We start from the raw sequence: 20338 nt of genomic DNA on the forward strand, positions 1-20338 counted from the left end.
TGGTCTAGAATGCTTCCCGGCGCCATGACGGCGCAACCAGAAGCCTAGGACCATACATTGAACATCACCATCAACGACGAGCTGCGTGCCTTCGTCGACCCGCTGACCGATATCGAATACGCCGCGCTGGAGCGCAGCCTGCTTGCCGAGGGCTGCCGCGACGCGCTGGTATTGTGGGGCGACGTCCTGATCGACGGCCATAACCGCTACGAAATCTGCCGCAAGCACCACATCGACTTCCGTACCGTCCAGAACAACAGCTTCGCGTCCATCGAGGACGTGATGCTGTGGATGATCGACAACCACCTGGCGCGCCGCAGCGTGTCGGACTTCCAGCGCGGCCTGCTGGCCCTGCGCAAGAAGGAAATCGTCAGCGCGCGCATGGCCCAGCGCATGGCCGAGGAGCCGCCCGAGCCGACTCCCGACGACATGGATTCGCGCCCGCCGCCGCCATGGAACACGCGCGAAGAGGTAGCGAAAGCGGCGCGCGTGTCGAGCAACACCATCAGCCAGATCGAACGCATCCAGAAGGCGGCCACGCCGCAACTGGTGGAGGCCGTGCGCGCCGGCACCATCTCGATCAATGCCGCCGCGAATGTGGCGCAATTGCCGCAAGAAGCGCAGATCGCGGCCGTGGCCGGCGGACGCAAGGAACTGCAGCAGGCCGCGCGTTCGGTGCGCGAGCAGAAGCAGGCCACCAAGCCGAAGAAAACCGGCCCGGACGGTGAGCCGGTCGACGAAAAGGCCGCCCTCAAGGCCGAGATCGCCGCGCTGAAGGACCGCATGGCCACCTTGCTGACCGAGAACGAGATCCTCAAGCAGAAACTGGTCCACGCCGGGCTGTAGCCAGCCAATCGAACAACAAGGAGACCTGCATGATCCTGTCGCGCCGCTTTGCCTCGACTTTTGCCTCGACCTTTGCCCTCTCTGCCTGCGCTGCCGCCTTCGCAGGCGTTGCCCCGGCCGTCGATGCCGCACCCGCGGCAAGCGTCAGCGAAAAGGCTGGCCATGCCGACCTGGCGCGCTGGCAGGGCACGGCGCAGCGCGTGACGATCATGCGCGACAAATGGGGCATTCCCCACGTGTTCGGCAAGAGCGACGCCGATGCGGTGTTCGGGATGATCTACGCCCAGGCCGAGGACGATTTCAACCGCGTCGAACTGAACTACATCAATTCGATGGGGCGCCTGGCCGAGGTCGAGGGCGAACGGGAAATCTGGCGCGACCTGCGCATGAAGCTCTACATCCAGCCCGCCGACATGCAGGCCAAGTTCGCGGCCAGCCCGGCCTGGCTGCAGGGGCTGATGGTTGCCTGGGCCGACGGCCTGAATTTTTACCTGCACACGCACCCCGAAGTGAAGCCGAAGCTGATCACCCGCTTCGAGCCCTGGATGGCGCTGTCGTTCAGCGAGGGCAGCATCGGCGGCGACATCGAATCGATCGAGCTGAAGGACCTGGAAGCCTTCTACGGCAAGCCGCAGCCCGCCGTCGCGATTAAAGTGGCGGACAATCGCAACGCCCTTGATGCCGAGCCGCGCGGCTCGAACGGCTTCGCCATCGCGCCCAAGCTTACGCAGGCAGGCCATCCGCTCCTGATGATCAACCCGCACACCTCGTTCTACTTCCGCCCGGAAGTGCACATGGTCAGCGAGGAGGGCCTGAACGCCTATGGCGCCGTGACCTGGGGCCAGTTCTTCATCTACCAGGGGTTCAACGAGCGCGCCGGCTGGATGCACACCTCGGGCGGCGGCGACGTCATCGACGAGTACCTGGAAACCGTGACCAAGCGCGGCGGCAAGTTCTACTACAAGTACGGGAACGAAGAACGCGCCCTGCGCGCGGTGCCGATCACGCTGCCGTACAAGACGGCCGGCGGCAAGCTGGCCAGCCGCACGGTGACGGCCTACTTCAGCCACCATGGCCCCATCGTGCGCGCGGAAAACGGCAAATGGGTGGCGGTGAAAATGATGGACGAGCCGATCAAGGCCCTGACCCAGTCGTATTCGCGTACCAAGGCGAAGAACTACGACGCCTTCTACCAGGCGATGCAGCTGCGCACGAATTCCTCGAACAACACGGTGTATGCCGACGCCGATGGCAACATCGCCTACTTCCACGGCAATTTCATTCCAAAGCGCGACACCCGCTTCGACTGGAGCAAGCCGGTCGACGGCAGCAACCCGGCCACCGAATGGCAGGGTCTGCACGACATCGAGGACACGATCACGCTGTTCAACCCGGCCAGCGGCTACATCAGCAATACCAACAACTGGCCGTTCAGCGCCTCGGGCGCGAACAGCCCGAAGCAGGCCGACTACCCGGCCTACATGTGGTCGCTTCCGGAAAACGCGCGCGGCATCCATGCCGAACGCGTGCTGCGCGATGCGAAAGCCATGACGCTCGACAGCCTGATCGCCGCCTCCTACGACAGCTACCTCACCGCCTTCGAGCCGCTGGTGCCGCAGCTGCTGAAGGATTACGAGGCCTTGCCGGCAAACGACGCTCGCAAGGCGGCGCTGAAGGAGCAGGTTGCCGCGCTGCGCGGCTGGAACCTGCGCTTCGGCGCCGACTCGGTGCCGACCTCGCTGGCCGTGTACTGGGGCCAGGAAATGGTGGCCGCGGCGACGCCGAAGGCGCGCGCCGCCGGCCTGCCGTCGGTCGACTACATCACTACCCGCCTGGGCCGGCAGGAACGCCTCGACGCCCTGGCGCGCGCCAGCGACAAGCTGGCCAAGGACTTCGGCACCTGGCAAACGCCCTGGGGCGAGATCAACCGCTTCCAGCGCATCAGCGGCGACGTCGACCAGCAGTACGACGACAGCAAGCCGAGCTGGCCGGTGGCGTTCACCTCGGCACATTGGGGTTCGCTGGCCTCGTTCGGCATGGTGGCCAAGCAAAAGACCAAGCGCATCTACGGTGACCGCGGCAACAGTTTCGTTGCTGCCGTCGAGTTCGGTCCGCGCGTGCGCGCGAAGAGCATCCTGGCCGGCGGCCAGAGCGGCAACCCGGCCTCGAAGCACTTTGCCGACCAGGCCGAGATGTACAGCCGCGGCGAGTTCAAGGACGTGCTCTTCTACCCTGACGACATCCGGAAAGCACTGGAACGCCAGTATCATCCAGGGCAATGAGGGGCACGGCGATGACACGCAGCGACAAGGACAAGATGCTGGCCGGCGAGCTGTACCACCCCAGCGCGCCCGAACTGCAGGTCGAGCTAGCCGCCTGCGCGGCCTGGCTGGCGCGCTACAACGCGGCCATGGGCGAAGCGGCTGACGTCTGGCGCGCTTTGCTGCGCGAACGGGCGGGATCGGTGGGCGAGGGCGCCATGCTGCGTCCGCCGTTCTACTGCGGCTACGGCTTCAACCTGCATATCGGCAAGCACGTCTTCCTGAACTACAACTGCGTGATCCTCGACACCGCGCGCGTGACCATCGGCGACGACACCCGTATCGGCCCGGCGGTGCAGATCTACACCGCCGACCATCCGCGCGACCCGGCAATCCGCCGCAGCGGGCTGGAGTGCGGCAAGCCGGTGACCATCGGCGCGAACGTCTGGATCGGCGGCGGCGCCATCGTGCTGCCGGGCGTGACGATTGGCGACAACGCCATCGTCGGCGCGGGCAGCGTGGTCAGCCGCGATGTGCCGGCCGGCGCCACGGTAGTCGGGAACCCGGCGCGGATTGTCTCGAAAAACTAGCACGGCAATCGACCACTGCTGAGCCAGATCAACATGCCATAATTTTAAGATTAATCGGATTGCAACACTTGCGGGAACGCGGTGTACTGGACCCTGGCACAGCCAGATCCCAGCACATCCATCCCTCAAGGAGAGCCATCATGCACAGCAAACCGCTTGCCCTGAAGAGCCTGGTCGCCGCCATGCTCTTGTGCGGCGCCGTCAACGCCAGCGCCCAGATCACGGTCTACACCGACCGCAACGCCTTCCTCGCCGCCGTCGGCGGCTACGGGGTCGACAGCTACGACGACCTCGACATCGACCTCTACGACAGCCCGCTCGGGCGCAGCGCCGGCGCCTACGGCTACACCGCCACCGCCCCGGGCGGCCTGTACGGCGCGGGCAGCGGCAGCGACGGCTGGCTGTCGACCAACGTCGACGGCGACGGCATCGTGTTCTCGAATTTCGCCCCCGGCGTCACCGGCTTCGGCGGCTACTTCTTCGGCTCCGACGTGCTCGGCAGCTTCCTGCCCGGCGGCTCCCTGCTGTTCACGGCCGCCAACGGCGGCACCCTGAACTACACGCTGAGCAATGCCACCACCTCGAGCTTCCTCGGTTTTGTTTCCAGCTCACCGCTGAGTTCGGTCACCATGACGGGCGGCGGCGACTACTGGGTGACGGCCAACGACGTCACCCTGGCCATGCCGGTGCCCGAGCCGGAAACCTATGCCATGATGCTGATGGGGCTGGGCCTGGTCGGCTGGATGCGCCGCCGCCGCGGCTAAGCGCGTTTACTTTCAGGCTGGTCCATGGGCAGCCAGCCCGGGTTCTGGCCCCGGCTGCCTGCCCACGCTATAATTGCCGCCATTTCAAATCCGGCAAGCAGGGCAGGGCAGTGGCAAAACTCTATTTCAGGTACTCGGCGATGAACGCCGGCAAATCGACTGCCTTGCTGCAGGTGGCGCACAACTACGAGGAGCAGGGCCAGCAGGTCAAGCTCTACACCGCCGCCATCGACGACCGCTACGGCGTGGGCCTGATCACCTCGCGCCTGGGTCCGCAGCGCCAGGTCGGCCTGTTCGATGCCGAGACCGATTTCCTCGCCGATGCGCCGCGCGTGGCCTGCATGCTGGTCGACGAGGCCCAGTTCCTCACGACCGCCCAGGTGCAGCAACTGCACCAGCTGGCGCAAGTACGCGGCGTGCCCGTTATCTGCTACGGCCTGCGCAGCGATTTCCGCGGCGAACCCTTCCCCGGTTCGGCCTATTTGCTGGCCCTGGCCGACGATATCGAGGAAATCAAAAACATCTGCACCTGCGGCAAGAAGGCGACCATGAACATCCGTGTCGACGAAGCGGGACGCCGCATCCGCGAAGGCGAACAGGTCAGTATCGGCGGCAACGAAAGCTACCGCCAGGCCTGCGGGCGCTGCTTCTACAGCAACTAAGCACGGCTGATCCGGCATGGACCTGCCCGCCGCCTGTGGGAGCCTTGCGCCGGTATTCCTGTGCACCCATGCCGACATCCTGGTCTACCTGCTGCCCTCGCTGGCGCTGGCCTTCCTGTTCTGGATGCTCTCCAGCGCCCATCCGGGCTTCTTTGTCCTCACCGCGGCCGGCACCCTGTGCCACGAGCTGGCCCATTTCGGCGTTGGCCTGCTGACCAATGCCGAGCCGGTCGGCCTGAACCTGATCCCGCGCCGCAAGGGGAAAGTCTGGGAGCTCGGTTCCGTCACCTTTGCCAACCTGCGCTGGTACAACGCTGCCCCGGCCGCGCTGGCGCCCTTGCTGGTCCTGCTCCTGCCGCTGCTGGTGGCGGCCTGGCGCACCCGGCCCGGCTGGCATTTCGAACCGCTCGATCTGCTGCTGGCGGTATTCCTGGCGCCGCAGTACCTGTCGTTCTGGCCGTCCCCGGTGGACTGGAAACTGGCCGCGCGCTCCTGGCCCTGGCTGGTGCTGGGCGCGCTGGCGCTGGCCGCGTGGGTCTGGCGCGCGCAACTGCCTGGACTCCTGCCGGCGTTCTAGCCGCGCATCAGCTCGTCCAGCACGGCGCCGGCCGTGGCGACCCGCGCATATTCGCCGTCCAGGTTCGCCAGCGCCATCAGGTGCACGTCCTCGGCGCTGCGCAGGGTGCCGCCATAGTCGCGCTTCTCGAAGGCAAAGCAGGCGTCGGCCACGACCGTAGCCATGAAGCCCAGGTTGCCGGCGCTGCGCGCACTGGCCTCGACCGAATTATTGGTGCTGACGCCGGCAAGCACGAGCCGGCGGATACCGCGCACATGCAGCCAGCGTGGTTCCCTGATCGCGATTCGGGAGCTTGAGATTTTGCAGCTCAGCCTAACATTCCTGACGACGGCGCGAGAAATTAACTGCTGTTTCAATTTGTAAAAATTTGCTCACACCCGCTTAAGGCGACCTTAAGCTGGCCCGCTCATCCTCGTTAAGCCAACTCTGCGCGCTTGCGCTATCCTGTAGAATGTTCTGCGCGGCCGGGATAAGCCTTGCACAGGTGTGCGGCGCGCTGGCAGACACCCAAGTACACGTTCGGAGAACGCATAAATGAAGAAGCAGATGTTGATGGTTGCGCTGGCCTTTGCCATGTCGACGCATGCGGTGACCGCACAGCCCGAAAAGGCAAACGCCGTCCAGATGAAGCCGGTCGCGGCCCAGGCCCAGGCTGCCCTGTGGGCCTCGCGCGTCCTGGCGCGCTACCACTACAAGGCGATGCCCCTGGACGATGCGATGTCCGAGAAGATCTTCGACAACTACTTCGAAGCGCTCGACGGCGAAAAGCTGTACTTCACCCAGGTCGATCTCGACCGCTACGCGCCGCTGCGCACCAGGCTCGACGATGCGATCAACAACGAAGACCTGAGCCAGCCCTTCGCCATCTACAACCTGTACCAGCAGCGCTTCGCCGAGCGCATGGCCTATGCGCGCAGCCTGCTGAAAACCAAATTCGATTTCACTGCCGACGAGAGCCTGCAGCTCGACCGCGAAAAAGCCCCGTGGGCGAAGAACGAAGACGAAGTCCGCGACCTGTGGCGCAAACGCGTCAAGAACGACTGGCTGCGCCTGAAGCTCGCCGGCAAGGACGACAAAGGCATCCGCGAAACGCTCGACAAGCGCTACGAGAACTACGTCTCGCGCATGAAAAAGCTGAACAACGAAGACGTGTTCCAGATGTTCATGAACGCGTATGCCACCGCGATCGAGCCGCACACCAATTACCTCGGCCCGCGCTCGGCCGACAACTTCGACATCTCCATGCGCCTGTCGCTGGAAGGCATCGGCGCCGTGCTGCAGACGCGCGACGACTACACCATCATCCGCGAAATCGTCCCCGGCAGCCCGGCCGACAAATCCGGCAAGCTGAAGGTCGGCGACCGCGTGGTCGGCGTGGCCCAGGGCAATGGCGCCTTCACCGACGTGCTCGGCTGGCGCATCGACGATGTGGTGCAACTGATCCGCGGCGAGAAGGGCTCGACCGTGCGCCTCGACGTGATCCCGGCCGACGCCGGCGTCGACGCCAAGCACATCACGGTGGCCATGGTGCGCAAGAAGATCAGCATGGAAGAGCAGGCCGCCAAGAAATCGATCATCGAGGTCAAGGAAAACGGCGTGAACCGCCGCATCGGCGTGATTTCGCTGCCGACCTTCTACCAGGACTTCGAGGCGCGCCGCAAGGGCGACAAGGACTTCAAGAGCGCCACCCGCGACGTCGAGCGCATCCTCGGCGAACTCAAGAAGGACCGTGTCGACAACGTCCTGATCGACCTGCGCAACAACGGCGGCGGCTCGCTGGTGGAGGCGGTGGAACTGACCGGCCTGTTCATCGACAAGGGCCCGGTGGTGCAGCAGCGCACGGCCGAAGGCCGCATCGAGGTCGAGGGCGACGTCAAGCCCGGCCTGGCCTGGGATGGCCCGATGGGCGTGCTGATCAATCGCGGCTCGGCCTCGGCCTCGGAAATCTTTGCCGCCGCGATCCAGGACTACGGCCGCGGCCTGGTGATCGGCGAACCGAGCTTCGGCAAGGGCACGGTCCAGACCCTGCTCGACCTCGACCGCTTCTCGCAGTCCGACAAGGTGCGCTACGGCGAACTGAAGATGACCATCGCCCAGTTCTTCCGCATCAACGGCGGCACCACCCAGCTGCGCGGCGTGACGCCGGACATCAAGCTGCCGGTGCTGTCGGATACCGAGCACTTCGGTGAATCTTCGTTCGGCAATGCGCTGCCATGGGTCTCGATCAAGCCGGCGACCTATGTCCCGCTGGGTAACCTGAAGGAACTGGTCGACCCCTTGCAGAAACGCCACGAAGCGCGCATCGCGAAGGACAAGGATTTCGCCGACCTGCGCGAAGACATGGCTGAAGTCATGAAGATCCGCAAGGAAAACGCGATCTCGCTGAACGAAGCCGTGCGCCGCAAGGAGCGCGATGCCCAGGATGTCCGTTCCAAGGCCCGTGAAGCGCGCCTGGCGGCAGGCAAGGATGCGAACCTGGACGAGCCGGCGGCAGCGCCGGGCGGCAAGGAGGCGCGCAGCAAGGTGCCGACCCCGACCAAGCCGGCCAAGGCCGTCGTTGCGGCGCGCAACACGCCGCAGCAGGACGACGGCCTGCAAGGCGACGAGCGTGCGCTCTCGGCCGAGCTGGCGGCGGAGAAGGCAGCCAAGGATGCGAAGGACGTGCTGCTCCAGGAAGCGGCCCACATCCTGGCCGACGAAGCCGGCATGCTGAAGACCGATACCCGCATGGCTTCGCGCGTCATGCCGTACATGGCGCCGGTCAAGCCATAAAACACAGGCGCCGCAGACTGGCGCCTTTCGTAGCTAAAACGCTATGCAGCAACGCCGCTCCGGAACGATCCGGACGGCGTTTTTTATTTCCTGGCAAACGGTAAAGCGAGGAAATAGGTATTGCCTCAGAAGCAATTTTCAGATCGGTCTATGTTAGCTAGCGCACATTCCAAAAGGAAAAAATTCCAATTGGAAAGGATTTTTTGTCATGCTCATTTCTTTTTGGAATGAATTTCAATTGAGACAAGCCCTTTTTATGGTTGTGATAGCATGATCTTGCTGTTGTAATATTTATCACAGTCACTCTCAATAAGAAGGAGCAATCATGCAAGTTCGTCACCTCGTCATTGCCGCCCTGCTCGTCAGCGCCGGTGCAGCACAAGCCCAAACCGCCCGCCATCCAGGCACCCTGACCGGCTGGGCAGTCACCGGCGGCGCCGTTGCCGCCTCGTCCAGCGTTGCTGCACCAAGCGTCACCGCGCCAAGCGTTACCGCACCAAGCGCTGCCATCGAAGTGCCAGTGCCAGCCGTGATCGCTCCGGTTGCAGCCGAGCCAGTCCAGGCGCCGGTCGCAGCCGATCCGGTCGTTACCGCACCGGTCGCTGCCGAAGTCCCGGAGCCATCGAGCATTGCCCTGCTGCTGGCAGGCGCAATGGGTGTTGGCGCACTGCGTCGCCGCCGCGCGAAGTAATCCGTTTTTACTGCAACAGCAAAAAGGGCGTTCCCCATCGGGAGCGCCCTTTTGTTGTTTTAACTGCCAGCGTTTCAGGTACAATCCTCTGTGAACGGTCGTGCTTTTTTGCGTCCGCGCGACAATAACAAGGAGACAGAATGGACCTGCATTACTCTGATGAAGACCTGACCTTCCGCAGCGAAGTACGGGCCTTCCTGGCCGCGAAGCTGCCGCCGGACCTGCAGCACAAGGTGCGCAGCCACCTGCGCCTGGGCAAGGAAGACAGCGTGCGCTGGCACAAGATCCTGGCCGCGCAAGGCTGGGTAGCACCGGGCTGGCCGGTCGAGTTCGGCGGCCCCGGCTGGACGCCGACCCAGCGCCACATTTTCGAGGAAGAATGCGCGCGCGCCGGCACGCCGCAGATCATGCCCTTCGGCGTGAACATGGTGGCGCCGGTGATCATGGCCTTCGGCAGCCCCGAACAGAAAGCCTATTACCTGCCGCGTATCCTGTCCTGCGAGGACTGGTGGTGCCAGGGCTATTCCGAGCCGGGCGCCGGCTCCGACCTGGCCTCGCTGAAGACCACGGCCGTGCGCGGCACGGACAGCGAGGGCGAACACTACATCGTGAATGGCCAGAAGACCTGGACCACGCTGGCCCAGCACGCCGACATGATCTTTTGCCTGGTGCGCACCGACACCGGGGTGCGCAAGCAGGAGGGCATTTCCTTCCTGCTGATCGACATGCACAGCCCCGGCATCACGGTGCGCCCGATCATCATGCTCGACGAAGACCACGAGGTGAACGAAGTCTTCTTCGACAACGTGCGCGTGCCGGTTGCCAACCTGGTGGGCCAGGAAAACCGCGGCTGGACCTATGCCAAGTACCTGCTTGGCCACGAACGCACCGGGATTGCCGCCGTCGGCCGCTCGAAGCGCGAACTGGCCTTCCTGAAGGGCCTGGCCAGGCGCGAAAGCAAGAACGGCAAGCCGCTGATCGCGGATCCGCTGTTCGCCGCCAAGCTCGCCAACCTGGAAATCGAACTGATGGCGCTGGAAATGACCGTGCTGCGCGTGCTGTCAAAAGCCGACAAGGCGCCGGGACCGGAAGCCTCGGTGCTGAAGGTGCGCGGCACCGAGATCCAGCAGATGCTCACCGAACTGATGGTGGAGGCCGTCGGCCCGATGGCCTTGCCGTTCGACCCGGCCTACCTCGAAGGCGCGAGCGAGCACAGCGTGTTCCGCGACGACGACGCGGCGCCGCTGGCCTCGTACTACTTCAACTACCGCAAGACCTCGATCTACGGCGGTTCGAACGAAATCCAACGCAACATCATCACCCAGATGATCCTGGGCCTGTAAGGAGAGAAGAACATGGACTTCAATTTCAATCCCGAACAGACCCAGTTCGCGGACGCCCTGAAGCGCTGGATCGCGCGCGACTACAGCTTCGAGGCGCGCCGCGCCATCGTCCACTCCGAGGCCGGCGTATCGAGCGCCGCCTGGGCCACGCTGGCCGAACTCGGCATGACGGCGCTGCCGGTGCCGGAAGCGCAGGGCGGCTTTTCCGGCAGCGCGGTCGACATGCTCGTGGTGATGCAGGAGCTGGGCCGCGGCCTGGTGGTCGAACCGTATTTCGCCACCGTGCTCGGCGCCGAGTTCCTGCGCCTGGGCGGGCAGCATGCCGGCCTGCTGGAGCAGGTGGCGAGCGGCGAGCTGACACTGGCCTGCGCACTGGGCGAGCGCCAGTCGCGCCACGACATGCGCGACATTACCACGCGCGCCGTGCCCGATGGCGACGGCTACCTCCTGAGCGGCGACAAGAAAGTCGTGCTGCACGGCGCGCAGGCCGGCATGCTGGTGGTCTCGGCGCGCACTGGCGGTGAGGCGCGCGGCGAGGACGGCATCAGCCTGTTCGTCGTGCCGGCGGACGCGGCCGGCCTGCGCAGCGTCGATTACCGCACGCTGGACGGCCTGCGCGCCGCCGACATCGTGTTCGACAAGGTGCGCGTGGATGGTGGCGCCGTGATCGGCACGCCCGGCGCGGGCTGGCCCATCCTCGACGCCGCCCTCGACTACGGCGCCGGTTTGCTGTGCGCGGAAGCCGTCGGCGCCATGGAAGCGATCTTCGACGCCACCCTCGACTACCTGAAGACGCGCCAGCAGTTCGGCGCCCCGATCGGCAAGTTCCAGGCGCTGCAGCACCGCATGGCCGATATGCTTATTCACCTGGAACAGGCGCGCTCGATGGCGCTGCTGGCCGCGGTCAGGCTGGGCTCGGAGGATGCTGCAGAACGGCGCCGCGCCGTCTCGGCCGCCAAGTACCGCATCAACCTGGCGGCGCGCTTCATCGGCCAGCAGGCCGTGCAGCTGCACGGCGGCATGGGCGTGACCGACGAACTGCCGGCCGCGCATTACTTCAAGCGCCTGGCCACCATCGAACTGACGCTGGGCGACGCCGACCACCACCTGGCGCGCTTCATCGCCCAGCCAGGTTTCATGGACGAGACGCAAGGAGCGGCGGCATGAGGACCGACCTGACGGCGGGCGACTGGTATTTCGAGGATTTCACGCCGGGCCAGGAGATCGACCTCGGCGCGCGCACGGTGAGCGAGGACGAGATCATCGACTTCGCGCGGCAGTTCGATCCGCAGCCCTTCCACGTCGACCCGGAAGCGGCCAGCGCGTCGATCTACGGCGGCGTGATCGCCAGCGGCTGGCACACCTGTTCCATGATGATGCGCATGGTGGTCGACGCCATGCCCTTCGCTTCGACCAGCATGGGTTCGCCCGGCCTGGACGGCGTGCGCTGGCTGCTGCCGGTCCGCGCCGGCGACACCCTGTCGCTGCGCCATGTGACGAAACAGGTCAAGGCCTCGAGCTCGAAGCCCGACCGCGGCGTGGTGTGGACCAGCTGGGTGGCGACAAACCAGCATGGCGAGACCGTGTGCTCGATCGAGGGGATGGCGATGTTCAAGCGGCGGCCGGCGGGAACGGCGAGCTGACGCCTGCTCGTTGCGGCCCGCGGCAGTAATCGTAGGGTGGGTGCGGCCGGCGTAGGCACCCCGTGCCCACCGTACAGTCGCAGGCCAGGAGACTCATTCGGGCCACCGGCCGGGACCGTAGGGTGGGCACTCCGTGCCCACGCGGTACGTGCGTGTCCGGTGGGCGGCTGCCCTGAAATGTCGCTCGCTGGCGCGATCGAAGCCAGGAACGGGAAAGTGGGTGTCGGACGCTTGAGCGCAGAGGCAAAAGCTACGTGTTGGGTACGGCGCGGTCAACGGAAGTGGAAACGTCCGTAACCGCGTGGGCACGGGGTGCCCACCGTACGATTACCGCCGCAGGCCAGATGACGATTACCACCGCATGCCAGATAACGATTACTGCCGCATGCCAGATAAGGATCACCGCCGCATGCCAGATAACGATTACCGCCGCATGCCAGATAATGGTTTCAGCCGCAGGGCAGAAGACTTTTCGGGGCCTGCCGGCAAGTTTGCTGGCTGCAAGCCGATCGCCCCATCTCACCCCGCCGCCACCCGATACCCGTTCCGTCCCGCCGCCTTGGCCTCGTACAGCGCCGCGTCCGCCGCGCGGATCAGCGCTGCGCTGGTCTGGCCGGCGGCCGGCACCACGGCGGCGATGCCCATGCTCGCGGTGAGCACCGGGCAGGTTGGCGAGGCGGCGTGCGGGATCGCCATGGCGGCCAGCTCGGCCAGCAGGCGCAGGGTCACGCGCTCGGCGCCGGCGATGTCCAGCTGGGGCAGCAGGATCGCGAATTCCTCGCCGCCGTAGCGCGCCACCAGGTCCTGGGCGCGGCCCGCGGTACGCGCCATGGCGCGCGCCACCTGTTCCAGGCAGGCGTCGCCGGCCTGGTGGCCGTAGCGGTCGTTGTACATCTTGAAGTGGTCGATGTCGGCCAGGATCAGCGACATCGGCAGCTGGGCGCGGTTGCAGCGGCGCCATTCGGACTCGATACGCTGCGAAAACGCGCGCCGGTTCGCCACCCCGGTCAGGCTGTCGGTCAGGGTCAGGGCGCGCAGGGCGTCGGCCTGGCGCTTCACCGTCAATTGCGTGCGCACGCGGGCGCGCACCACCGCCGCGTTCACCGGTTTGCTGATGAAGTCGGCCGCGCCGGCATCCAGGGCGCCGGTTTCGTCTTCCGGGCTGGAGAGGGCGGTCACGAAGATCACCGGGATGTCGCGCGTGGACGTCTCGGCGCGCAGGGCGGCCAGCACGCGGTGCCCGTCCATGTCGGGCATGACGGCGTCGAGCAGGATCAGGTCCGGGCGCTGGGCGCGCGCGAGCTCGAGGGCCCTGGCGCCGTCCAGCGCAAACAGGACCTCGTGCTCGTCCTGCAGCGCGGCGTGCAGGATCTGGATGTTTTCCATGGCGTCGTCGACGACCAGGATGCGCCCGTTCAGGGCCAGATCGGTCCAGCTCATGCGTCTCCTTTTGTGTCCAGTATAGCCTGCACCAGCCGCGCGGCCTGTTCGAAACGCAGCAGCCCGACCGCCTCGGCCAGCGCCGCCAGTTCGCCTGGCCCCAGCCGGTCCGCCAGATGTGGGCGCAGCGCCGCAAAAGCGGCCATCGCCTTTATGTTGTTATGCGCGAGGAGTTGGCGCAGGTCTGCCAGGGCCGCGTCCAGCGCCGCCTCGGGAAGCGGCGCAACCGTGTCCGGGCCGCCTTCCGGCCTCACGTCGTCGAGACCATTCGCTGTGGCCAGCACGATAGCCAGCGCTGCGTCGAGGGCGGCCAGGTGCGCGGCCGGGTCGGCGCTGTCGCGCAGGGCCTGCTCCAGCAACTCGGCCTGGCCGGCCACGGCATGTGCGCCGAGGTTCGCGGCCACGCCGCGCAGGCGGTGCGCCAGCTGGCCGGCTTCGGCGTGCCTGCCGGCGTCCAGCGCGGCGCGGATCGCGTCGACGGCGCCGCCCTGGGTCTGGCCGAAGCGCCGCAGCACCGAGGCAAAGGCGGCGACGCTGCCGCCGAAGCGCGGCAGGACGGCGCGCAGGTCGATGCCCGGCAGTTCCGCTGCAGGAAGGGCAGGAACGATGCAAGGGGCTGGCACGCGTTCGCTGCCTGCCGCCACGCCGTCCGCTGCGCGGCCCGTCACGCGCAGCAGCGTGGCCACCAGTTCGTCGACGTCGATCGGCTTCGGCAGGTGGGCGTCCATGCCTGCCTCGAGCGCGCGCTGGCGGTCTTCTTCCATCGCGTTGGCGGTCATGGCGACGATCGGCAAGTCCGTGAACCCCAGGGCGCGGATCGCGGCGCTGGCCTCGAAGCCGTTCATGACCGGCATCTGCAGGTCCATCAATACGGCGTCGTAATGCGCGCCGGCGGCCAGCCTGTCGACGGCGATGCGGCCGTTGGCGGCGGCATCGGCCATGGCGCCGGCGTGCGCCAGCACGTGGTGCGCGACTTCCTGGTTGACCGGATTGTCCTCGACCACCAGCACGCGCAGGCCGGCCAGGCGCGCCGAGAGCGGTTGTGACACAGGCGCCGGCACAGACGCGGGCGGCGCGCCTTCCGCTGCGGCGCAGCGCAGCACGGCCAGCACCTCGCGCAGGGCGCTGCGAGTGAACGGCTTGGCCAGCACCGGGTGCGCCAGGCCATCCTTGCCAGGGTCGCCCGACAGCAGGGCCGCCGGCGGCAGCGGGCAGCCGGCGGCCGCCTCGGCGCGCGCATAGGCGAGCAGGGTGGCGCCGTCGAGGTCGGGCAGGGCGGCGTCGATGAAGGCGAGGTCGAAGCGCGGCGCCTCGCGCAGCAGGGCCAGGGCCTCGATGCCGCCGGCGCTGCGCGCCACGTCCCAGCCGAAGCCGGCCAGCTGGTCCGCCAGGGCTGCGCCGGCGCTGTCGTTGCCGTCGGCGACCAGCACGCGCAGGTTGGCGCCGCAGGGCGGGGCCACCGGTTCGGCGATGCCGAAATCGAGCTCGAAGCTGAACACGGCGCCGGCCCCGGGGCTGCTCGCCAGCGCCAGCTCGCCGCCCATCAGGGCCACCAAACGGCGCGCGATCGACAACCCGAGACCGGCGCCGCCGTACTTGCGGCTGGTCGAGCTGTCGCCCTGGGTGAAGGGTTCGAAGATCTCGCGCTGCACGCCGTGCTCGATGCCGATGCCGGTGTCGCGCACGGCAAAGCGCAGGCGCAGGCAGGTGTCCTGCTGGCGCACGATCTCGACCGCGAGCACGACCTCGCCGCGCGCGGTGAATTTCACTGCGTTCCCGACCAGGTTCTGCAGGATCTGCTCGAGGCGCATCGGGTCGCCCAACAGCTGCTCGGGCATGCCGGGCGCCACCGCGAACACCGGCTCGACGCCCTTGCTCCAGGCCTGCGGCGCGGCCAGCCGCGCCACGTTCTGCAACGTCGTGTCGAGGCGGAACGGCAGGCGCTCGAGCGCCAGTGCGCCGGACTCGATGCGGGCGTAGTCGAGCAGATCGCTGAGCAGGGCCAGCAGCGACTTCGACGCGGCCGTGATGTGGGCCACGTGGCCGCGCTCGCGCGCGCCGAGCGGCGCCTTCTCGAGCACTTGCGCCAGGCCCATGATGGCGTTCAGCGGCGTGCGGATCTCATGGCTCATGTTGCCGAGGAATTCGGTCTTCGCGCGGTTGGCGCCCTCGGCCTGGCGCAGGGCCAGCACCAGGCGGCTCTCGGTGCGCTTCAGGTCGGTCACGTTCATGTGCAGCTTGTAGGCGCCGCGCACGCGGCCGTCGGCGTCGAAGTCGGGCAGGTAGCTGCCCCAGACGTGGATCGCCTCGCGCTGCGGCTGGCCGGCCGGCGTCGGCAGTTCGCATTCGAAGCGCTGCGGCTGCCCGGCCAGCACGCCGTCGAGGTAGGGCGCGAAGCAGGCCATGTGCTCGGGCGCAATCAGTTCCCCAGCCTGGCGGCCAAGGGCGTCTCCTTCAACGCATCCCAGCCAGTCGAGGCAGGGCCGGTTGGCAAAGCGCAGCCGCCCATCGGCGTCCCAGTAGCTGACCAGGGCCGGCAGGTTGTCGGTGACGGTGCGGATGAACTGCTCGCGCTCGCGCAGCTGGGCGCTGGTCGCACGCAGGGCGGCGTCGGCGGCCACGCGCGCGCTGATGTCGCGGATCGTCACCTGCATGATGCCGCGCCCGCCGACGTCGAGGGCGGTGAGCTTGATGTCGGCATGGAAGTTGCTGCCGTCGCGGCGCCGGTGCACCCATTCGAACTGGATGCTGCCCTGGTCGAGCGCCTGGCGCATCAGTTCCGGCGCCATGTCCTCGGAGCGGCGCCCGTTCGGCTGGAACTCGGGCGAGGCGCCGGCCGGCGACAGGTCGAGGAATTCCTCGACCGTCTCGTAGCCGAACAGGCTGGCCGCCGCCGGATTCGCGCTGATGAAGTTGGCGTTGTAGGCGAGCAGGGCCTGGGCGTCGCCGGAGGCTTCGAACAGCACCCGGAACATCTCTTCGTTGTCGCGGTTGCGCCGTTCCAGCAGCTTGCGCTCGGTGATGTCGATCACCACCGCATTGATGCCGACCAGTTCGCGCGCCGTGCCGAACACCGGGTAATAGCTGGTCAGCCAGGCACGCGTCACGCCGGGCTGGGCCGGCACCTCGCCGCTGGTCTCGATGTCGCGCAGCGGACGCAGGGTTTCGCGCACGCGGCGGTAGGCATCCTCGAATTCAAGGCCGATGTCGCCCAGCAGCTCGGGCAGGGTGTGGCCGATGTGGTCGGCCGCCGGCACCGCGTTGATCGAGGGTTGGGGCGGCACGGTGTGCCGCTCCTCGCATGGTAGCCGAGCATCTATTCATGGGGCAATAAAGTTTCCCTCAAGAAACTCAGATGGTGAATGAATGTCGCCATCTGGCAACATACAATGTCACAAATTTATGCGTATTTGGCAAGCTCCAGCTTGGCGATGGCATTCCGGTGCACCTCGTCCGGGCCATCGGCCAGGCGCAGGGTGCGGTTGCCGGCCCACTGGTAAGCCAGCGGGAAGTCGTCCGACACGCCGCCGGCGCCGTGGGCCTGGATTGCCCAGTCCAGCACCTGCTGGGCCACGGTCGGACCCAGTACCTTGATCATGGCGATCTCTGCCTGGGCCCCCTTGTTGCCAACCTTGTCCATCATCCAGGCGGCCTTCAGGGTCAGCAGGCGCGCGGTGTCGATGCGGATGCGCGACTCGGCGATTCGTTCGCGCCACACGCCCTGTTCCGAAATCTTGCGCCCGAATGCGACCCGGCTGTCGAGGCGCTTGACCATCAGTTCCAGCGCGCGCTCGGCCACGCCGATCGAACGCATGCAGTGGTGGATGCGGCCCGGCCCCAGGCGGCCCTGGGCGATCTCGAAGCCGCGGCCTTCGCCGAGCAGCATGTTCGACGCCGGCACGCGCACGTTCTCGAAGGTGATCTCGCAGTGGCCATGCGGGGCGTCGTCGTAGCCGAACACGGGCAGCGGACGCCGGATGGTCACGCCCGGGGTGTCGGCCGGGACCAGGATCATCGACTGCTGCTGGTGGCGCGCCGCATTCGGGTCGTTCTTGCCCATCACGATGAAGATCTGGCAGCGCGGGTCGCCGGCGCCGGAAATCCACCATTTGTGGCCGTTGATGACGTATTCATCTCCGTCACGCTCGATGCGGGTGGCGATGTTGGTCGCGTCCGACGACGCGACGTCGGGTTCGGTCATGGCAAAGGCCGAGCGCATTTCGCCGCGCAACAGCGGTTCCAGCCAGCGCGACTTGTGTTCCTCGGTGCCGTAGCGTTCCAGGGTTTCCATGTTGCCGGTGTCCGGCGCCGAGCAATTGAACACTTCCGGCGCCCAGGACACGCGGCCCATGATTTCGCACAGCGGCGCATAGTCCAGGTTCGACAGGCCTTCCGGCGCACGCGGCGACTTCGGCAGGAACAGATTCCACAGGCCCTGTTCGCGCGCCAGCGGTTTCAGTTTTTCGATGAGTTCGGTCGGCACCCAGCGGTTGCCGGCGGCGCCGTTGCGGTCGACTTCTTCCTTGAAGGTTTTTTCGTTCGGATAGATGTGCGCGTCCATGAAGGCGAGCAGGCGGGTCTGCAGTTCCTTGCAGCGGTCGGAATAATCGAAATCCATGGGGCTCTCTCAGTTGGAGGACAAGGGGCGGTTCGCGAATTGCCAGGCCATCTCGGCCATGGGACGGGCGGCTTTGCCGTTCTGCAGCGCCTGCGCGCTCGACGCCGTGCCGTCGACGTAGCGCTTCATGATCCCCTGCATGATGCCGGCCAGGCGGAACATGTTGTAGGCGAGATAGAAATTAAAATCCTCGGGGCGGATGGTCTTGCCGGTGCGCTCGCAGTAGCGGCGCACGTAGTCTTCCAGGCTCGGGATGCCGAGCTCAGTCAGGTCGAGGCCGGCGATGCCGCGGAATTTTCCGGGCTGGATGTGCCAGGACATGCAGTGGTAAGAGAAGTCCGCCAGAGGGTGGCCCAGGGTCGAGAGTTCCCAGTCGAGCACGGCCAGGATGCGCGGCTCGGTCGGGTGGAAGATGATGTTGTCCAGGCGGAAGTCGCCGTGCACGATGGACGTGTCCTCGCCGGGCGGGATATTCTGCGGCAGCCATTCGATCAGGCGGTCCATGGCCTCGATCGGCTCGGTTACGGACGCCTGGTATTGCTTGGTCCAGCGCTCGATCTGGCGCGCAAAGTAGTTGCCGGGCTTGCCGTAATCGGCCAGGCCGATGGCGGCGTAGTCGATCGTGTGCAGCTGGGCGATGACGCGGTTCATTTCGTCGTAGATAGCGCCGCGTTCGCCTGGGCTCATGCCGGGCAGCGATTGCTCCCACAGCACCCGGCCTTCGACGCATTCCATCAGGAAGAAGGCGCGCCCGATCACGGATTCGTCGGTGCAGAGCACGATCTGGCGCGGCACCGGGAAGCCGGCGCCGTGCAGGGCCTGCATCACGCGGAATTCGCGGTCGATGGCGTGGGCCGATGGCAGCAGTTTCGCGGCCGGGCCGGGCTTGGTGCGCAGCACATATTGCTGGCCACCCGCGCGAAGCTTGAAGGTCGGATTCGATTGCCCGCCCTTGAATTGTTCGACCTCGAGCGGGCCGTCCGGGAAGCCCGGGGCGTGCGCGCGCAGCCAGGCGGCCAGCGCGTCGACATCGAATTTCTGGCCCTCGGAAACCGGTTTGGTGCCCATCATTTCTTCGTACACTGGCGTCTCCTCCTGTGTTGTTGTCGGATGATTCTAGCCGATGAAATGCACGATCGTGCTATTTGTTTTGTTATTTTTTCACGCGTTTTGCCAGGCGAACCGGCGCGCTAGCGTGCGCGCCCGTATTGCATGAACAGCTGCTCCATCGTGGTCAGGCGTGAACCGAGTTGGAGCGGGGCAGGGGGCACGTGGTTCACGAAGCGCACTACCCAGTCGCGGCTGTCCTGGCCTACGTCAAGCGCGTTGATGCAGCCGGCCGTCTGCGCCAGGCCGCCCAGGAACAGGCGCTGGCCGGTGAGGGCGAGCGAGAGGATGGCGCAGTTGACGCCGCCGTGCAGGACCAGCAGCACCGTGTCCCAGTCCGGGTCGGCGCGCAGTGTTTGAATAGCCGGGTGCACGCGGTCCATCATCTCGCCGACGGATTCTCCGCCGAGGAAGCGCTGCTCTGGATCGACCAGGCCTTCGAAGACGCCGGTGAAGGCGCGCTTCAGATCGGCGGAGGGGATGGTGGAGAGGCGGCCGCCCTTGATTTCGTGGAGCTCGGGCCGGATGTCGAGGGTGATGTCTTGCCCAGTGACGGCGAGCACGCGTTGGGCGGTCTCGACGGTGCGCGGCAACCCGGAGACGATGACGCGGTCGAAGCATACGTTGGCGGCGGCAAAGGCGGCGCCGGCGGCATCGGCCTGGGCGCGGCCTTCGTCGTTGAGGGGAACCTGCTCGGGCAGGACGGGTTTGCCGGCGGCGTCGAAGTAGGTGACGCTGCCGTGGCGCATCAGGAAAATGCGGCGGCGCGCATTGGTGGGTTCTGACATCTGCATCCTCTATCGTTATTCGTGGACGTGGCGCATGATGACGTACGGTGGGCACCCTGTGCCCACGCGGTTACGTGCCTGTGCGTGCATCGTTCGCCGTGATGACTTGCTCGGGAACGTCAAGCCCGGACACGGCATTGTTGTCCGATGCATGCGTTTCGAGCGACATTTTGCGGCAGCGGACTCGCGGACCCGTGCGTAACCGCGTGGGCACGGGGTGCCCACCGTACGGGACA

Annotated in this window: 17 protein-coding genes; 11 read left to right on the top strand and 6 right to left on the bottom strand. The window is 66.4% G+C overall.

Translation table 11 applies throughout. From position 1 onward, the window contains the following. Window positions 1-57: 57 nt before the first annotated feature. From QWL29_RS05990 to QWL29_RS06015, 6 genes are all read left to right on the top strand, one after another. Entirely contained in the window at window positions 58-846 is a 789-nt protein-coding gene (locus tag QWL29_RS05990; protein ID WP_305821972.1) for a hypothetical protein, read from the top strand. Between the two features lie 29 nt (window positions 847-875). Beyond that, window positions 876-3128, top strand: coding sequence for a penicillin acylase family protein (locus QWL29_RS05995; protein WP_305821973.1), 2253 nt, complete (start codon window positions 876-878; stop codon window positions 3126-3128). An 11-nt stretch (window positions 3129-3139) separates the two neighbouring features. Beyond that, on the top strand, window positions 3140-3697 hold the full coding sequence (locus tag QWL29_RS06000) for a sugar O-acetyltransferase (RefSeq protein WP_305821974.1): 558 nt from the start codon (window positions 3140-3142) through the stop codon (window positions 3695-3697). 140 nt (window positions 3698-3837) lie between these two features. Further along, on the top strand, window positions 3838-4461 hold the full coding sequence (locus QWL29_RS06005; protein WP_305821975.1) for a PEP-CTERM sorting domain-containing protein: 624 nt from the start codon (window positions 3838-3840) through the stop codon (window positions 4459-4461). Between the two features lie 110 nt (window positions 4462-4571). Continuing rightward, window positions 4572-5123 carry a thymidine kinase gene (locus tag QWL29_RS06010; protein WP_305821976.1) on the top strand — a complete coding sequence of 184 codons (552 nt, stop codon included), beginning with the start codon at window positions 4572-4574 and terminating at the stop codon, window positions 5121-5123. A gap of 16 nt (window positions 5124-5139) precedes the next feature. After that, entirely contained in the window at window positions 5140-5700 is a 561-nt protein-coding gene (locus QWL29_RS06015; RefSeq protein ID WP_305821977.1) for a hypothetical protein, read from the top strand. Here the strand turns inward: QWL29_RS06015 and QWL29_RS06020 are convergent. Next, window positions 5697-5954 (bottom strand): isochorismatase family protein, encoded by a 258-nt coding sequence (locus tag QWL29_RS06020; protein ID WP_370663668.1) that lies wholly within the window; start codon window positions 5952-5954, stop codon window positions 5697-5699. The genes QWL29_RS06015 and QWL29_RS06020 overlap by 4 nt on opposite strands. 280 nt (window positions 5955-6234) lie before the next feature. Between QWL29_RS06020 and QWL29_RS06025 the strand changes: the two genes are divergently transcribed. The 5 genes from QWL29_RS06025 to QWL29_RS06045 all read left to right on the top strand — a co-directional run bounded on the left by QWL29_RS06025 (window position 6235) and on the right by QWL29_RS06045 (window position 12149). Next, the gene (locus QWL29_RS06025) at window positions 6235-8472 is read left to right on the top strand and encodes a carboxy terminal-processing peptidase (RefSeq protein ID WP_305821978.1); all 2238 of its coding nucleotides are present in this window, start codon (window positions 6235-6237) and stop codon (window positions 8470-8472) included. A gap of 325 nt (window positions 8473-8797) precedes the next feature. Further along, a complete protein-coding gene (locus QWL29_RS06030) occupies window positions 8798-9163 on the top strand; it encodes a PEP-CTERM sorting domain-containing protein (protein WP_305821979.1) in 366 nt (121 codons plus the stop codon). A 140-nt stretch (window positions 9164-9303) separates the two neighbouring features. Beyond that, on the top strand, window positions 9304-10506 hold the full coding sequence (locus tag QWL29_RS06035) for an acyl-CoA dehydrogenase family protein (RefSeq protein WP_305821980.1): 1203 nt from the start codon (window positions 9304-9306) through the stop codon (window positions 10504-10506). Window positions 10507-10518: 12 nt separating this feature from the next. Further along, window positions 10519-11673, top strand: a complete 1155-nt coding sequence (locus QWL29_RS06040) for an acyl-CoA dehydrogenase family protein (protein ID WP_305821981.1) — start codon at window positions 10519-10521, stop codon at window positions 11671-11673. Then, window positions 11670-12149, top strand: a complete 480-nt coding sequence (locus QWL29_RS06045; protein WP_305821982.1) for a MaoC family dehydratase — start codon at window positions 11670-11672, stop codon at window positions 12147-12149. The genes QWL29_RS06040 and QWL29_RS06045 overlap by 4 nt, the downstream gene beginning before the upstream one ends. Window positions 12150-12668: 519 nt before the next feature. Here QWL29_RS06045 and QWL29_RS06050 read toward each other — a convergent pair. From QWL29_RS06050 to QWL29_RS06070, 5 genes are all read right to left on the bottom strand, one after another. After that, entirely contained in the window at window positions 12669-13589 is a 921-nt protein-coding gene (locus tag QWL29_RS06050; protein ID WP_305821983.1) for a diguanylate cyclase, read from the bottom strand. After that, on the bottom strand, window positions 13586-16873 hold the full coding sequence (locus tag QWL29_RS06055; protein ID WP_305821984.1) for a response regulator: 3288 nt from the start codon (window positions 16871-16873) through the stop codon (window positions 13586-13588). The genes QWL29_RS06050 and QWL29_RS06055 overlap by 4 nt, the downstream gene beginning before the upstream one ends. Window positions 16874-16989: 116 nt before the next feature. Beyond that, window positions 16990-18207, bottom strand: coding sequence for an acyl-CoA dehydrogenase family protein (locus tag QWL29_RS06060; RefSeq protein WP_305821985.1), 1218 nt, complete (start codon window positions 18205-18207; stop codon window positions 16990-16992). A 9-nt stretch (window positions 18208-18216) separates the two neighbouring features. After that, the gene (locus QWL29_RS06065) at window positions 18217-19275 is read right to left on the bottom strand and encodes a phosphotransferase (RefSeq protein WP_305822065.1); all 1059 of its coding nucleotides are present in this window, start codon (window positions 19273-19275) and stop codon (window positions 18217-18219) included. A gap of 122 nt (window positions 19276-19397) precedes the next feature. Beyond that, complete coding sequence (locus QWL29_RS06070) at window positions 19398-20102, bottom strand: histidine phosphatase family protein (RefSeq protein ID WP_305821986.1); 705 nt, start codon at window positions 20100-20102, stop codon at window positions 19398-19400. Between the last annotated feature and the right edge of the window lie 236 nt (window positions 20103-20338).

Source organism: Massilia brevitalea (assembly GCF_030711405.1).
Taxonomy (GTDB): domain Bacteria; phylum Pseudomonadota; class Gammaproteobacteria; order Burkholderiales; family Burkholderiaceae_D; genus Telluria; species Telluria brevitalea.